The following is a 16,488-nucleotide window of genomic DNA, read 5'->3' on the forward strand; positions in this document are numbered from 1 at the left end:
GATTTATGGCCGGGCACGGGCTTTATCGGCCAGTGTCGCCACCGGCAAAGCCTTGAGGATGGCCGCCACCAGCGCCTGTGGCTGGTAATGCAGCGATGACGGTGTCAGGCCCAGACGCACCACCACCAGTTCCTGCGACGGGATGATGGTGATGCTCTGGCCATCGTGGCCTTCCATCCAGTAGGTATCGGCCGGAAGCTGGAAGGCCGCATCGGGATTTGCGCCGCCAGAGCTGGCCCCGGACGGCCCCCAGCGCCACAACTGGCCCTGGCCATACTGGCCGCCGGAAGCGGGCGCCGCCTGCTGCATCATCCGGACATAACCCTCGGGCAGCAGGCGCTGGCCTTGCCACACGCCATCCTGCAGCAGGAACTGGCCGAAGCGGGCCCAGTCCTGCGCGCTGGCGTACATATAGCTGGAACCGACCAGATTGCCGCGTGCATCAGCCTCGAGTACGGCCGTGCGCATGCCCAGCGGCGTGAACAGTCTATTGTGGGCGAAGGATAGGGTGGCCGCGTCGGTGGCGCTGCCGGCTCCAGCCGCAGCGCGCTGCCAGATGCGTGACAGCAGCACCGTGGTGCCGCTGGAATAGTTCCAGTGGCTGCCCGGAGCGTGCGCGAGCGGCTTGCTGGCCGTATAGCTGGCCATGTCCGGTTCCAGATACAGCATACGGGTGACGTCGGAAACGTCACCATAGCCTTCGTTATATTCGAGGCCGCTGCTCATGCTCATGAGCTGGGCCAGTGTAATCGCATGGCGCGGGTCGCTCTGCCCGGGCCAGAAGCCGTTGTGCGCCATGGAGAGCTTGCCATCCTTGATCAGCATGCCGATCAGCGCTGCCGTGACGGTCTTGGTCATCGACCAGCCCAGCAAAGGCGTATTGTCGTTGTAGCCCTGGGCATAATACGAACCAACCAGCTGCCCCTTGTGGATCACCACCACCGCGCGTGCGCCCGGCCCCGTCAGCTCGGGCTGTTGCAGGGCAGTCAGTGGCACCAGCGACAGATCAGCTTCGCGGCCTTGCGGCCACGGTGCATCGACGGCACCCGGTTTGATGGGCTCCGGCGTGAACTGGTAGCGGCGCGCCTGTTCGACATCGCCATCGGGCACCACGGCGCAGCCTGTGCCGGGGCGGTACACGGCCAGCCCGTTGCCGAACAGGCCGAGCAGCTTGGCGCTGACGGTCTGCTTTTCCTTGTCGACTTTGACGCGCAGGAATTTCAGCAGCGGATGGCCGGGTGCCTGCACATCGTCGGCCAGCACGGCCTGCGCATCGCGGCCCGCGATGAACACATTCGAGCAGACGATTTTGGCGCTGTAATTGGCGCCCACGCGCAGCAGTTCCGGTGGTTGCAGCGCCAGTGCGGCACTGGCGCCGCCCACCAGCAGGAGGGCGGCGATGGTGGTACGTTGTAGGATTTTTTTCGGCATGGATAGAGACTGATCAGAGGCTGGCGCGGAACTCCACGGCCACACTGCGCGGCGGTGTGATGTAGGCGTATGGTGCACCATATTGTTCGGTCTGACCACCGAGGCTTTGGATGTAGCGCTGGTCGAATACATTGTTGACCAGCAGTGCTACGCCATAGCGCGAGCTAGGGCTATCCCAGGCCAGACGCAGATCGAACTTGCTGGTGGCCGTGCCAGTCTTCAGCTTGGCCGTGCTCAGGCAACTCAGTGCCGCCGTATCGCTGTTGCAGCGCAGGGCGCTGGCGTGGGTGCCCTGGAAGTTGATGCTGCTGCGGCCTTCGAAGGCTTCCCAGTTGACGTTGATGCCGCCCATGGCCGTCAGGCGCGGCGTCCCCACAGGCTGGCCGCCCAGATCAAGCGTGACCTTGCCGTTGGCATCGAGACGCTGGTAACGGGTATAGGTCTGGTCGATATATTCCATGCCGCCGAACAGCGTCACGCGTGGCGACAGGCGGATGCGCGCATCGAGGTCCAGACCATGGGCCTTCTGGTCGCTGGCCACCACGTTGTAGGTCGGCAGCGTGCCCACGCTATACAGTTGCACGCCCTGCAGGTTCTTGAACTTGTAGGCGAACAGCGAAGCATTGATGGTGGCGCGGTACTGTGGCAGGCCCATTTTCACGCCTGCTTCGAAGTTGGTCATCTTCTCCGGTTCGAAGCTGGGGTCTTTGCCCGTCGTGCTGCTGGAAGCGGGATTCGGTGGCGTGAAGATGTTGAAGCCGCCGGCCTGATAGCCGCGTGCCAGCGAGGTGAACAGCAGGGTGTCCTTGTCGAGTTTATGGTCGAGTACCAGACGGGGGCTGAAGTCGGTCCAGTCCTTGCTGCGGCTAACGGGCGTGGCGGCCAGTTGGGCGGCCGTGGCGAAGATCACATTGGACGGGAAGGCTGCAGCATTCAGGCCGGCCAGCGGACCGTAGGCATTCAGGAAGCTGTCGAGCTGGGGCGAAACCCGGCCCGGCACGAACCAGGTCATTTCCTTGTGGTCGCGCGTGTAGCGCAGACCGGCCGTCACATTGGTCTGCGGCGATAGGTGCCAGATGGTGTCGGCATACACCGAGGCAGAGCGCGTGTGCACATCGCTGTAATGGGTTTCATCCCAGTTGAACATGGTGCTGCTGTTAATGCCGGGCAGGCCGGCTGCACCGAGGCCGCCGAACAGCATGGCAAAGTTGGGCTGGCCACCGGCGAACTGGCTCAGGGTGTCGAGCGTGCCCGTACTGACGTAGGCGCCGGCATCCTGATGTTCGTTATTGTTGTAGAAGCTCAGGCCGGCGATCCAGTCCAGCTTCTCGTTTTTACCGGACAGCTTGAACTCCTGCTGGAAGCTGCGTGCCTGCTTGGCATCCTGCGTGGTCAGGCGCAGCGTAGGGCGGGCCGTGCCATCGTTGTCGGTCAGGTTGTGGGTGTCGAAGCGGCGGTAGGCGCTGGTGGAGTTGAAGGTCATGCCGGCCAGCGGCGCTTCGATGCGCAGCGTCGCGCCATCGAACAAGCGGCCTTCGGAGCCGGGCTGGTCGTTCTCCAGCTTGGCCGAAAACGGATCAACGAAGTTGGCCGTGTAGGTGGCGTCGTACACGCCGAGGTAACCGTTGAGCGGCAGGCGCGGGTCTTTCAGTACGCCGAAGGCCGGGCGGCCATACTGCTCCATGTTTTCATGTTCCCAGCCGAAGATCACCTTGGCGGCATCGAAATCCTTGCGCAGCGTGATGCGGGTGGCCCAGTCTTTATCGCCGCCCGATTTTTTACCCGTGGTGGTATTCTCGACCCAGCCTTCGCTGCCCGAGCGTACGGCCACCACGCGGGCGGCCAGCGTGTCGCTGATGGGCAGATTCATCATCACATCGGCATTGGCGCGGCCGAAGCGGCCCAGCTTGAGGTGGCCGGCGGCATCGAGTTCCTTGCCCGGTTCGTTGGCCGTGATGGCGATGGCGCCGGCCGCGCTGTTACGGCCGAACAGCGTGCCCTGCGGGCCTTTTACCACTTCGATGCGCTGCACGTCGATGAAGTTCATCAGGGCGCCGCCGGTCTTGCCCGTGTAGACGCCATCGACATAGATGCCGACCGGCGAATCGGTGGCAATGCCGAAATCGGCCGCCTGCACGCCACGTATGCCGAACGAAGGTTGGGTGGGTTCGGTGGCATCCACCGACAGGCCGGGAATGTAACCGTTCAGGTCCGCCAGATCCTTGGCGCCGACGGCGTCGATATCCTTGTTGGTCAGCACGGCCATGGTCATGGGCACATCCTGCACCAGCTGTTTGCGCGATTGTGCCGTCACGACCACCGACTGGATTTCGTCGGCTGCCCAGGCGGGTGGAACGAAAAAGGCGGCGGCCAGACTGGCGGACAGGATGGTGCGATTCGGCTTGCTCATGTGGGTCTCCATTGTGTCGTTTTTATGATTTTCTCAAGGCAGCTTACGGCAATTACCATGGCGATCAGTGTCGCCAGTTTTATTATCAGAGGGGCGGCGTAGCCGAACCAGTCGGGCAGCAGCGTAAAGGCGAGGGCGGCACCGAGCGCCCGCGTTTGTTCGAGCCGTTTGATCCACGGCCGGCCCTCCAGCAGCGCCGACAGCGACAGCGTGCTGCCGATGATGAAGGCGGCATAAGCCAGCAGCGGCGCGGCGGCCAGCGTGGGCGCCAGCGCGAGAAAGTGCGAAATGCAGGGCACCAGCAGGGCGAACTGGAACATCGCATACAGCTGGGCGCCGGGCGGCGTGGCAGGGCGGTAGTACTGGAAGCTGGCCGGCTCGAAGTGACCCAGCGGCTGACCGGTCCAGGCGCCGGGTGCGCCGAACCACACCTGCAGTTTCTTGCGCCAGCCCTGTACCTGTCCCGTGGCCTGCCACAGTGCGGCGTAGTAGTGCAGATTGGCCCAGGCCGGATTCAGGCTGCGCAGCGGCGTGCGCACGCCGTAGGTGATGCGTTCGTCGTCGCGTTCGTCGGCAAAGGTGCCGAACAGGCGGTCGAACAGGATGAAGATGCCGCCGTAGTTGCGGTCTATGCAGTAGTCATTCTGGCCGTGGTGCACGCGGTGGTTGGATGGCGTGACGAATACGCGGTCCAGCCAGCCGAGCCGGCCCACCAGTTCCGTATGCACCCAGTACTGATACAGCAGATCGATCATGGCGACCACGGCCATGACCAGCGGCGGCACGCCGGCCAGCGCGAGCGGCAGATAAAACACCCAGCCCAGCAGCCAGCCGCTGGAAGTCTGGCGCAGCGCAGTGGCGAGGTTGTAGTACTCGGACGAGTGATGGACTTCGTGCGCGGCCCACAGCACACTGACTTCGTGGCCCATGCGGTGCGCCCAGTAGTAGCAGAAGTCGTAGGCCACCAGTGCACCCAGCCAGACCCACAGACTGTTGTCGGGCAGGGTGAAGAAGCGCCAGTGCTGGTACACGGCCGTGTAAGTACCTAGCATGACCAGCTTGACCAGCACGCCGATGACCTGACTGACGATGCCCAGATGCAGGCTGGTCAGCGCGTCGGCAGTATCGTACACGGCCAGTCCGCGGCGATGCGCTATCCATGCCTCGAGTACGATGGTGAGCATAAAAACCGGTATGGCCAGTACGATGGGATTCATAGGCGTGACGATTGTTTAGGTCGAAACGATTATGCCTATATCCATGTAAATTACACAAGAATTAGCAGCAATACTGACGTTTATGACACACAAATGGCGTCAGTTAAAGTCAGTTTGGCATCGCTAATGAATCCAGTTTTAGCTGCTGCGGCGCACACCCTGCCGGGCGCGTTGTTCTCCGGGCGCATAAAAAAAGAGCGGCAATGCCGCTCTTCTGGTGTTGCAGGATGCCGGTTTAATCCCAGTCACCACCACCGCTATCGCCGCCGCTGCTGCCGCCATCGTCCCAGCCACCGCTGGTGCCGAAGTCGTTGCCGCCCATGTCATCGCGACGCAGCAGTTCGTCACGCGCAGGGTCATCATAGACGATGTCGTTGCGTGGCTGGCTGCTGGCGTTATCGTGGCTGCCGCCCGTGAACTGGCGTGCCAGCGCTTCACCGGCCACTATGCCGGCACCCACGGCAGCGCCGGTCGCCAGACCGCCCATGATGCGCGAGCCCATGGTCGGGCCTTGCTGCGGCTGGCCATAGCCTTGTTGCGGATAGCCTTGCTGCGGATAGGCTGCGCCCGGTGCATAGCCCGGAGCTGGTGCGCCGGGGTTGTAGGCTGCGCCGGGCTGGTAGCCTTGCGCTTCCTGATTACGCTTGGCCATGAAGCGGGTGGCCAGCCAGATAAAGCCCAGCAGTCCGGCGCCCAGTATCAGCACGGTACCCCAGGGGATGCCACTGCTTTTCGGTGCGCCGTAATTGCTGTTGCTGTAGCCGGCGTTGTTACGCGGCGTTTGCTGGCTGTAGCTGGTGGCTGGCTTCTGGCCTTCTACCAGCAGCGTGCGCAGCTTGCTCAGCGCTTTAGGATCTACCTTGGGCAGGCCCGGCGCAATTTGCTCGGCCCGGGCCAGTTCGGCCTGTGCCTGTACAAACTTGCCCTGCTTGGCCAGCAGTTCCGCTTCGACGAAATGGGCGGTAGCGCTGTTCGGGTGCGCTTTCAGCACCTGATCCATCATGGCCTGCGCTTCAGTGAATTTGCCTGCTTCGGCGGCCAGATAAACCTCGTGTATGGTCGGTTCAGCCGCGAACGCTGGCACGGATAGCGCCAGAGCGCTAGCCAGCAGAGTCATACGTGCGAAAGATTTTGCCGTCATGTCAGATCTCCAAAGTGGGACAGGCCCAAAGTGGGGCTAGTTTATGCCAATTTCAAGTCTTGTGTGGCGGCAATTGTAACGTTTGGTGAACCGAACGCCGTAGCCACGGTGGCGGCGATCATATCGGCCGTGGCAGCGGACAGGGTCCAGCCCAGATGGCCGTGGCCCGTGTTGTAGAACACGCTTGGCAGCTTGCCGCGGCCCACCCGTGGCATCAGGTCCGGCATCATCGGGCGCAGGCCGGCCCATGGCGTGATGTTGCGCGTGCTGACGGAGGGGAAGCACTGCTGCACCCAGGCCACCAGCGGGGCGATGCGGTCGGCACGGATGTCGCGGTTGTAGCCATTGAATTCGGCTGTGCCGGCGACGCGGAAACGGTCTGCGCCGAAGCGGCTGGCGACCAGCTTGGTGGCGTCGTCGAGCAGGCTGACATTGGGCGCGCCCGCGCGGCTAGCCTCATCGTTGAGGTGGACGGTGATGGAATAGCCTTTGACGGGATAGACGTTGACGCGGTCGCCGAACATGGCGGCCAGTGCGCGGCTGGTCACGCCGGCACATACCACCACGGCGTCGTAGCGTTCCGTCACGCTGCCACCATCCTGCGCCAGCGTGATGTCGGCTCCCGTCGCATCGGCCTGCACGGCGCTGATCTGCTGCTCGTAGCGTAGTTGCACGCCGAGTTTTTCTGCCGCCTGTGCCAGCCCCGTGGTGAATTTGTGGATGTCGCCGCTGCTGTCGCTTTCCGTGTAATAGCCGCCGTAGTATTGACCGGCCAGCGTCGGTTCGATCGCGCGCATTTCATCGGGCGTGACCGCGCGGCGCGGCAGGCCGCCTTGTGCCAGCAGGCGGCTGACGGCACCGGCATGCTCGAAGCCGGCCCGGTCGCGGTAGATGTGCAAGATGCCCTGACGTTTCAGATCGAACTCTATGCCTTCCTGCTCGGCCCAGCTAAACAGATGCTCGCGTGCCGCCACGGCCAGCCTGGCGGTGGCGATGGTGTTGGCTTCGTAGCGCGGAATGGCGGCGATGAATTCGCCGAACCACGACAGCTTGTGCCAGCTTGGCTTGGGGTTGACCAGCAGCGGCGCATCGTTCTTCAGCATCCATTTCAAGCCTTTGAGGATGGTGCTGGTGTGGTTCCAGACTTCGGCATTCGACGCGGATAACTGGCCGCCGTTGGCATAGGAGGTTTCCATGGCGGCGTAGCGGTGGCGTTCCAGTACGGTGACGCGGAAACCGCGCCTGGCCAGGGCGTAAGCAGTGGTAACGCCGGTGATGCCGGCGCCGATGATGGCGATGTGTTTCATGCGGGACTCCAGACTCGTCAAAGGGTGTGGTCGACGCGCGACATGCGGATCGACACCCCCTCTGTTCGGGACCTGAGAGATTCACGACGGCCACGGGTAGCGACGTCGCTTGCTCCTTCGGTGCAGCGGGCGACGGCTAGCCCGGTTGCTCTTCAGAGTTTGAAATGCGGTATCGGTCCTTTTGCCTGAGAGTTTCCGGGGCGGTTGCTCCTTCGGCGCTGTAGGATACGGGTTCGCTACAGGCTCTCCCGATACGGCGTTGGCTTTTGGCCATCTTGCAAAACCGGCAGCTTACAGCAAAATCTGCGGCCACACCAGCGCTTCAGGCGCGTACGCCGTGATCGTCGTGGCTGAGCACCAGCGGCATGGCGCGCGCCCAGCGGTTGGCCGACAGCGAGAACGCCAGCGCATGCACCTGATGGTACCAGCCGGCCGGAATATAGAGCAGCTGACCCGCTTCGACGATGCATTCGATCAGGCTGGCCTGCTGCGCCAGCGGATAGCGCTGGTAGTCGGGCGCTTCGGCATCGACGGGGGAACCGATCAGGATTTCATTGGCCGGCTTCACGTATAGATAAGGTTCGTGATGGGGCGGCGCCAGCATGATGCGCTTGCTGCCCCAGATCTGGGCGAAGATGTTGTCGTCGTAATCGGCGTGCAGTGGCGTGATGGTGCCGGCCGGCCCTATCCAGAAGCGCGGCGGCCCCATTTTGTCGAAGTAGCTGGGCCAGTGGCATAGCCGGTTCAGTTCACGCAGTTCCAGATTACCCAGATAGGGCGGCAGGCTGTAGTCGCCTGCCGCGATCAGGTCCAGATAGGCGCCCATGGTCATGTCCTGCATGGCGCGGTCCGGTGCGAAGGCGGTGTTGATGTAGTCGCCCACGCGTGCGCGCACGGGCATGCCCGCATACTGCTGGCGTAGCACGCCGGCATCCATCTGGCTGAGCGGCCAGCGTGTTACCGGCTCCGTCAGCAGGAAAGGCTGGCCCTGTGCGGCCAGCGCGCGGAATTCGGCCGCATCCAGATTGCGGTAGCGCGGCACGCTGCTGATCAGCGGCAGCGCACTGGTAGCGTGCTGGATGGCGGCGCGCATGGCCGCCACCGAGGTGACGCCGCGCACGGCCGCATCGCGCTGGGCGCGTGCCTGCTGGCGTACGGCCGCCAGTTCCGGCGCGTGCGCTTCAGCTTCCAGCACACGCGGCGGCAGGCGCGCCAGATCGGTGTTCTGCTCCATCAGGCGCGGGCGATATAGCGGTCTACCACGGTAGGCAGTACCGTCAGCGGCACGCCGCAGCTGCTGACCAGCGCATCGTTGAAGGCGGCCAGATCGAACTTGCTGCCCAGCGCAGCCTTGGCGCGTTCGCGCTGGCGCAGGATTTCGTTGTGGCCCATCTTGTAGCCGCAAGCCTGACCGGGCGAAACAGCGTAGCGGTCCATTTCGCTGGTCATGGCCTGTACGCCGCGGCCCGTGTTCTCGACGGCGAAGCGGATGGCCTGCTGGCGCGTCCACTGCAGCGCGTGCATGCCGGTATCGACCACCAGCCGCACGGCGCGGAACAACTGGCCTTGCAGGTAGCCGATCTGGCCGAAGGGATCGTTCTGGTACAGGCCGAATTCGTCGACCAGCTGTTCCGAATACAGGGCCCAGCCTTCGACGAAGGCGTTGAAGCCGATCAGTGAAGTAATCAGCGGCAGTTCGTTCTGGCGTTCAGCCATATAGGCGAGCTGGAAGGCGTGGCCGGGCAGACCCTCGTGCGCCGTCAGCGAGGACAGCTCATGCTTGGCCCACAGCTTGGTGCTCTTCAGGTTGATGTAATAGATGGCCGGACGCGAACCATCGAGCGAGGCCGAGTTCATATAGCCGAGTGCCGCACCGGCTTCGATATCGGCCGGCACGCGCTTGATCTGCAGCGGTACTTTCAGGCCCAGCTTGGAAATTTGCGGCATCAGTGCGCGGAAGGCTTCTACGCGTTCGTTGCAATAGGCGATCAACTGGGCGCGGCCAGCATCGTCGTCGGCATAGAAGCGCGCCGGATCCTTGGCCAGCGCCTGCAGGCGCGCACCCACACTGCCTTGCGTCATGCCCTGCGATTTCAGGATGCCGTCGATGCGGGCCTGAATTTCACGGATCTGCTGCAGGCCGATGGCGTGGATTTCGCGTGCACTCTGATTGGTCGAAGTTCCCAGCTTGAGTGCCCACTCGTAGTAGGCGGCGCCTTCTGGCAGACGGTGTACGCCGGCCGTGGCCGGTGCATGTGCGGTGGCTTTGCGGAAGGCTGCGATCTGGCGGTCCAGCGCCGGATAGACGGCGCTTTCCACCAGCTTCTGTGCGCGCTGTTGCCAGTTGCCGGCCAGGCCCAGTTTGGCCGTACGTTCCGTCAGCGACGTCACCAGCTTTTGGTCGGCCACTTTAGTTTTGCGGTAGTCCTGCAACTGGCCCAGTGCCGTGCGGGCGATGTAGTTGGGCGGCATGATGCCTTGGCTGGCTTGCTGTTTGATGCGCGCGGTTTCCTGATCGAGCACGCTGGCCAGTGCGGCCACGCGCTCCAGATAGGCTTCGGCATCGGCGGCGTTGGCGATCTGGTGCTGGCTGTCGAGGAATTCGGGGATGCGCACGATAGCGCCATCCTGCTGGGTAACAGGGTAGGGCGCCGTGCCGCCGAAGAAGCCGCTGGCGGCGCCGCCGAAACTGAAGCGGATGCCGGCCTCGCCTTCGCTGGCGGCATAACGCACGGTGTCGTAACGCACTTGCGCATCGGCGCCCAGCGCGTTGCGGTCGATGGCGTTTAGGCGCTGCAGCATGCTGTGAACCTGCGCTGCCCATGCGGCGTCGCCGGCTGGCGAAGCATCTTCCAGCTTGCCCTTGAGGGCGGCGCGCTCGCCTTTGTCCAGCCCCAGCGAGCTGGCAGTGGTGGGCGTCAGCTGCAAGATTTCATCGGCAAAGCCGGCCAGCAACTGGGTCAGCGCGGCATCGGCCGGGGTGCCGGCAGTGGCAGGCGTCTGTGCTTGCGCGCGTAGCGGGAGGGCACCCAGTGCAGTGGCAGACAGGGCGGATAGCAGCAGTTCGCGGCGGGACAGACTCGATGGCATAGGGTTCATGGCTTCCTCAGTGTGGGCGGGGCGCTGTGTTGGGGCGCGAAGCGGAACTTAGCGGTTCCGTGGCTGGCTGTCAATCCGTCAGGTTTTGCTTAGCGGCTCTTAAGATTCGGGGTGTATGATCTAAATGTTAATTAAATGTTAGTGATTTCCCATGTCGAAGCTGCCTACACCTGCTACCCGTCGTCGCGCCCTGTTGCTGGCGCTGGCCGCCACGCCGCTGGCGCGTGCGGCCGAACTGCTGGATAACCCCGCAGCCGGAGCGCCGTCGTCGGCGACGGCCTTGCTGGCGCGACTCGAGAGTGAATCAGGCGGGCGCCTGGGCGTGTTTGCGCTGAATACGGCCGATGGCCAGCATGTGCAGCACCGCGCCGACGAACGCTTCCCGTTCTGCAGTACGTTCAAGATGATGCTGGCAGGTGCCGTGCTGGCACGCGGTCCGGCGCTGCTGGCACAGCGCATCCCTTACGGTAGTGCTGATTTGCTGCCGCATTCGCCGATCACGGGCAAGCATGTGGGACGCGGCATGACAGTGGCGGCGCTGTGCGCTGCCACCATACAGTACAGCGACAATGCGGCAGCCAATCTGCTGATCGCGCGACTGGGCGGGGTGGCGGCCGTGACGGCGTTTGCCCGTTCCATCGGCGATCAGGCGTTCCGGCTAGACCGCCTGGAAACCGAGCTCAATACGGCACTGCCCGGCGATCTGCGCGACACCACCACGCCGGCGGCCATGGCCGAATCGCTCAACCGGCTGGTGCTGGGTAATGCGCTGACGACAGCGGCGCGCAAGCAGCTCAAGGATTGGCTGCTGGGGAATACCACAGGCGATACGCGTATCCGTGCCGGTGTCCCTAGCGGCTGGCTGGTGGCCGACAAGACGGGTACCGGTGACTACGGCAGTACCAACGATATCGGCGTGATTTGGCCGCCGGGCAAAGAGCCCATCGTACTGGCCGTGTACTTTACCCAGCCGGGCAAGGATGACAAGGCGCGCAATGAAGTGATCGCCGAAGCGACGCGCATCGCGCTGGCCGCTTTCAAGTTCTAGCGCTGGTGCCAGCTCACGTGGCCTACCAGTTGGGATGGTGGCTGCGGTAGCGGCGGTAATATCAGTTGTGCATGCAGGGCATGGTCCGGCCGTTCGCCCGTCCATTCCGTCAGCGCTTCGGCGCGGCATTTGTATCCGGCTTCCAGCCGGCACCAGGCTTGCGCCAGCGCCAGCGCGCGCTGCGACGCAGGCACTGCCTGCAGCCGCGCCAGTGTGGGCGGCCCCAGATAATCGCGCGCCAGCGCGGTCCAATCAGGTATTTCCAGCACGGGCGTCAGATCGACACCGATAGGCCCATGCAGGTTCACTGCGGCTACGGCATAGCCATCGCTATAGGCAAACGAGCAGTGGGGCGCTGGCGTGGTGCTGGCCGCGATGCGGATCTGCGCGGGCTGGCCACGCTGGTTATCGATGTGGATGTCGGTGGGCGGGCGTTGCAGCAGGCTGGCCAAGGCCTGCGTGAGCGCCTGCCGGATGGCCAGCCGCGCCTGCGGACGGCCATCGCCAGTGCCAGAGTGCGGCAAGTGCAGGCCCAGCACCAGTATGCCCTGCGGCGACAGATGCAGTGTGCCCGGCCATGGCTGGACCGTGACGGGCGGCTGCAGGGCGGGCGCTGGCATGGCGGCCTTGCCGGTCGTGTGTCTAGCGGGCCGGCGCGGCAGGGCAGCCGGCCCAGTAGCTGCGCGGTGGAATCTGCTCGCCCTTCATCACCAGCGTGAGTGCGCCGAGGCGGGCCTGATCGCCGACGACGGCGCTATACAGCACGGCGCTGCGCGGTCCCATATACACTTTGCTGCCGATCTGCACGTGGTCGATCTTCATCACGCGGTCTTCGAACAGGTGGGTCTGCGGACAGGTGAGGGCATTCAGTTCGCTATGGTCGCCGATGTGCACACAATCGAATTCCGTGATGTCGGTGGTGTCCAGATACACGCCCTTGCCGATGCGGCAGCCCAGCAGATTGAAGGCCAGCGGCAGCCACGGCGTGCCGCGCAGGTAGCGCATGAAGTTGGGCACGGCGATGCCTTCGTACAGATTGGTCACGCCTTCGGACAGCCAGACGAACGGGGTCCACATGGGTTCGGACTGTTTGCGGTAGCGCCCGATCAGCAGCCATTTGAGCAGCACCACAAACACGTAGTTGCCGATGCCGTAAGCCAGGCCGGCCAGCGTCAGATCCCAGGTCACTTCGGCCCAGCGGCCCGCACCGGCGGCCGGCATTACGGCCAGCACCAGCGTATAGCCGACTGCGATCACCAGCGCATGGGGCGCGACGATGCGGAAGGCTTCGATCAGGCCACGGCCCAGACGGCGCAGCGGTGATGGGTGGAAGGTCAGCCATTCGGGATAGCCGCTGGTCTGTTCGCGTGCGGGCAGGTTGATAGGCGGCGAGCCCAGCCAGGTGTCGCCGCTCTGCATGCGGCTGTTGTCGGGCGCACGCGAATGCACGCCGATCAGCAAATGCTCGGGCAGTACCGTGCCGTCCGGGATGTAGGCGCCATTGCCGACGAAGCTGCGGTGCGATACCACGGTGGGCTGCATGGTCATCCAGCCGCCGTCGATTTCTTCATCGCCCAGCATGACTGCATCGGCGATGAAGGTTTCGTCACCCAGCGTCAGCATGTCGGGCACCACACCGAGCGCGGTGGAGATTTCTGCATCCTTGCCGACCTTGGCGCCCAGCAGACGGTACCAGTTGGGCGCGAACACGGTGGCGTAAATCCCGTGCAGCACATTCAGGCTGGATTCCTGAATCTGGCTGACCAGCCATTTGGCGCAGTAGGTGCGGCTGTGGATGGCGAAGCGGCCCGGCCGCAGGCGCGGCAGCACGCTCCAGCGTATGCCGGCCGACAGCAGGGCGGTCAGGATGATCAGCACGGTGCTGGCCGGGAAGGCCAGCAGGAAGTAGCGCAGCAACTGGATGCGCAGGTCGTCGCCCTGTATCCATGGCAGCCAGCCCGCTTCGTCGAACCAGTCGATCAGTACGAAGCTGGGGAACACGGGCATGAAGAACAGGGTCACGATCAGCAGTATGCCGAACAGGAAGAACAGTGCTTCGCCGGCACGGCGCACGGCGCTGGCAGGTGGTCGGGGCGGCAGCAGGCTGCTGTCGAAGGCGCCCACATCGCGCGCCGGCGAGCCGGCCCAGATCCGGCCAGCGGCCACGGTCTGGCCATCGGCCAGTGCCGACTGGCCTTCCAGATGGCCGAGCACCGCAACGCGGGTATTGCCTTCGAGGACGGCGAAGGAACTCACGCAGGCGTCCTGCTCCAGCGTGATGCGGCCCAGCAGCAGGCGGCCGCGCTGGACGCGCGCGTTTTCGAAGTTGACGGCATTGCCGACGCTGACGTTGTCGCCGATTTCCAGCAAGTCGGGCGCGCGCAGCGTCATCGAGCCGATGATGACTTCCTTGCCTATCTTGGCGCCTAGTGCGCGCAGCCACCAGCTACTCAGCGATGAACCGGACAGCAGATAGGCCGGCGCCGCTTCCACCAGCCGGTCGGCCAGCCACCAGCGGTAATAGGTCCAGCCCCACAGCGGGTAGGAGCCGGCTTGCAGGCGGCCGGCGATCAGCCATTTTCCGGCGATGGCAATGGCGAATTCGGCCAGCGTGGCGAGCAGGAATACGGCTACCGACGCGGCGATGGCGCGTGCTACCGAGTCGCCCGGATCGCCCGTGAAGAAGTGGTAGGTGAAGAACGGCGCCAGCCACTGCGCCATGCGCAACGCCACCAGTGCCGGCATGGCGGCAGCCTGTGCCAGTCCGCAGGTCCAGCGTTTCAGGGTAGACGGTGGGCTCCAAGGCGCTTCTTGCTGCGCTGGCGTGGCGGCCGGCGCATCGGCCAGCACCTGCGCGATCTTACCGATCTGGCGCTGCTGGTAGATGTCGCGCACGGTGATGTGGGCGAAGCGGGGATCGGCACGCAGCGCCGAAGCCAGTCGTGCGGCGAAGAAGGAATGGCCGCCCAGATCGCTGAAGAAATCAGCCTGACGCAGGATGGGCTGGCCCGGGAACAGGGTGGCCAGCGCCGCAAACAGCGCTTGCTCGGCAGGCGTTTCGGCCAGATCGGAATCGGCGCCGGCATCGCTGCCTGCGCCTGCAATGTCAGATTGCAGCGGCAGGGCTTTCAGAACTTTGCGGTCGATCTTCCCCGAGGTCAGGCGTGGCATGGCGTCGAGGAACTGGTAGCGGCCCGGCACCATATACGGCGGCAGGCTGGCTGCCAGTGCGGCCCGCAAGGCACGTGGTGCCGGGGCGTTGCCAGCGTCGGCCACAAGATAGGCGACTAGCTGGTCGATGCCGTCGTCCTTGCGCAGCAATACGGCCACCGTGCCCACGCCCGGCTGCTGGGCCAGCACGGCTTCGATTTCGCCGAGTTCGACGCGGAAGCCACGGATCTTGACCTGATCGTCGGCGCGCCCGAGGCAAACCACTTCGCCATCGGCGCCAATGCGGGCCAGATCGCCCGTGCGGTACAGGCGCGCATCATGCTGGCCGCAGCTCCACGGATTGCTGAGGAATTTTTCTGCCGTCAGATCGGGCCGCCCCAGATAGCCGGCGGCCAGACCGGGGCCAGTGATGCATAGCTCGCCTGTGGCGCCGCGCGCCAGCAGCTTGAGCTGCGGCGGTTCGCTGGCTGCCGCTTCGGCATCGATTACCAGCAGGCCGTAGTTGGGCAGCGGTGTGCCGATGGTGACGGGCTGGCCCGGCTGCAAACGCGCCAGACTGGCCGACACCGTGGCTTCCGTGGGGCCATAGGTATTGAACATTTGCCGGCCCGGCCGCGACCAGCGTTCGACCAGCGCTTCCGGACACATTTCGCCGCCCAGATTGATCAGGCGCAGGCTGGGGACTTCCTGATTGAACAGGGCCAGCAAAGTGGGCACGGCATGCAGCACCGTCACCTGCTGTTCGGCCAGCATGCGCGGCAGGGTTTCCGGGTCGCCGCTGATTTCCTTGGGGCCCAGCCAGAGCGTGGCGCCGACCAGATAGGCGATCCAGATCTCTTCGAACGACATGTCGAAAGCCACGGAAAAGCCCTGATACACCTTGTCGCCCGCATGCACGCCCAGCACGGCGTTCTCGCTGCGCAGGAAGTGGCAGATGCTGCGCTGGTTGATCAATATGCCTTTCGGCTTGCCGGTGGAGCCCGAGGTGTAGATCACATAGGCCGGCATATCGGGCGTGACTTCGGCGCGGCGCGCGCGCACCAGTTCCGCGGCAGCGGCGGACGCATGCAGCGCTGCCACGTCAGGCTGGCCGGCCAGCAGCGCTTCGGCCGTCCACACGGGGCGGCCCAGTTGGGCCAGCCGCGCTGCGAAGGCGGCGCAGGTCAGCACGCCCGCGCCGTTGGCATCGTCGAGGCAGACCTGCAGGCGTTCGACCGGCGTATCTTCATCCACGGGCAGCCAGGCCGCACCGGCCTTGGCGATGCCGGCCTGCAGCACCAGCAGTTCTATGCCGCGCGGCAGCCACAGTCCGACGATCTGGCCGGGTGCCACGCCATCGGCGATCAGGCGGGCCGCTACCAGCGTGGCCTGGGCATCCAGTTCGGCGTAACTGAGGCTGCGCTGGCCGCACAGCAGGGCGGGATGGTCAGGCTGGCGCGTGGCGCTGGCCTGCAGCAGATCGGCCAGTATTTCCTCGCGCAGCAGCTCGCCCTGTGCTGGCCCGAACAGGATGTCGGGATGTGCTGGCGGGTGTTGCGGCGATACTGGCTGATTCATGCTGATACTTTATTTTGCGTGGATGCTGCCATTGTACGGCACCGCTGCCAGTTGCTCTAGTTAGGCCGCAAGCGGGCGCAGCATGACCAGCCGTCAGCGCATGCAAA

At 64.5% G+C, this 16,488-nt stretch carries 10 protein-coding genes and 1 riboswitch; of the genes, 1 reads left to right on the top strand and 9 read right to left on the bottom strand.

Going from position 1 to position 16,488, the window contains the following annotated elements:
- Nucleotides 1–3: 3 nt before the first annotated feature.
- From GM655_RS13490 to GM655_RS13520, 7 genes are all read right to left on the bottom strand, one after another.
- Nucleotides 4–1,431: a serine hydrolase domain-containing protein gene (locus tag GM655_RS13490; RefSeq protein WP_155435176.1), complete on the bottom strand. Its 1,428-nt coding sequence runs from the start codon at nt 1,429–1,431 to the stop codon at nt 4–6.
- A 13-nt stretch (nt 1,432–1,444) separates the two neighbouring features.
- Entirely contained in the window at nt 1,445–3,841 is a 2,397-nt protein-coding gene (locus tag GM655_RS13495; RefSeq protein WP_229632558.1) for a TonB-dependent receptor, read from the bottom strand.
- Nucleotides 3,838–5,058 carry a sterol desaturase family protein gene (locus GM655_RS13500; RefSeq protein ID WP_155435178.1) on the bottom strand — a complete coding sequence of 407 codons (1,221 nt, stop codon included), beginning with the start codon at nt 5,056–5,058 and terminating at the stop codon, nt 3,838–3,840. The genes GM655_RS13495 and GM655_RS13500 overlap by 4 nt, the downstream gene beginning before the upstream one ends.
- A gap of 235 nt (nt 5,059–5,293) precedes the next feature.
- The gene (locus GM655_RS13505) at nt 5,294–6,199 is read right to left on the bottom strand and encodes a tetratricopeptide repeat protein (protein WP_155435179.1); all 906 of its coding nucleotides are present in this window, start codon (nt 6,197–6,199) and stop codon (nt 5,294–5,296) included.
- 41 nt (nt 6,200–6,240) lie between these two features.
- Nucleotides 6,241–7,506 carry a D-amino acid dehydrogenase gene (locus tag GM655_RS13510; RefSeq protein ID WP_155435180.1) on the bottom strand — a complete coding sequence of 422 codons (1,266 nt, stop codon included), beginning with the start codon at nt 7,504–7,506 and terminating at the stop codon, nt 6,241–6,243.
- A gap of 163 nt (nt 7,507–7,669) precedes the next feature.
- Nucleotides 7,670–7,767: riboswitch (glycine riboswitch) on the bottom strand.
- A gap of 61 nt (nt 7,768–7,828) precedes the next feature.
- Nucleotides 7,829–8,740 carry a cupin-like domain-containing protein gene (locus GM655_RS13515; protein WP_155435181.1) on the bottom strand — a complete coding sequence of 304 codons (912 nt, stop codon included), beginning with the start codon at nt 8,738–8,740 and terminating at the stop codon, nt 7,829–7,831.
- The gene (locus GM655_RS13520) at nt 8,740–10,605 is read right to left on the bottom strand and encodes a DUF885 domain-containing protein (protein WP_155435182.1); all 1,866 of its coding nucleotides are present in this window, start codon (nt 10,603–10,605) and stop codon (nt 8,740–8,742) included. The genes GM655_RS13515 and GM655_RS13520 overlap by 1 nt, the downstream gene beginning before the upstream one ends.
- Nucleotides 10,606–10,756: 151 nt before the next feature.
- Here GM655_RS13520 and bla point away from each other — a divergent pair, with 151 nt between their 5' ends.
- Complete coding sequence (gene bla / locus GM655_RS13525; RefSeq protein ID WP_155435183.1) at nt 10,757–11,653, top strand: class A beta-lactamase; 897 nt, start codon at nt 10,757–10,759, stop codon at nt 11,651–11,653.
- Here the strand turns inward: bla and GM655_RS13530 are convergent.
- Together GM655_RS13530 and GM655_RS13535 are read right to left on the bottom strand one after the other, a co-directional pair.
- Nucleotides 11,650–12,273, bottom strand: a complete 624-nt coding sequence (locus GM655_RS13530) for a 4'-phosphopantetheinyl transferase family protein (protein WP_155435184.1) — start codon at nt 12,271–12,273, stop codon at nt 11,650–11,652. The two genes, bla and GM655_RS13530, sit on opposite strands and share 4 nt — an antisense overlap.
- A gap of 22 nt (nt 12,274–12,295) precedes the next feature.
- Nucleotides 12,296–16,381 carry a Pls/PosA family non-ribosomal peptide synthetase gene (locus GM655_RS13535; protein WP_155435185.1) on the bottom strand — a complete coding sequence of 1,362 codons (4,086 nt, stop codon included), beginning with the start codon at nt 16,379–16,381 and terminating at the stop codon, nt 12,296–12,298.
- Between the last annotated feature and the right edge of the window lie 107 nt (nt 16,382–16,488).

Origin of the sequence: Pseudoduganella danionis (assembly GCF_009720775.1) — a bacterium.
GTDB lineage: Bacteria > Pseudomonadota > Gammaproteobacteria > Burkholderiales > Burkholderiaceae_D > Rugamonas > Rugamonas danionis.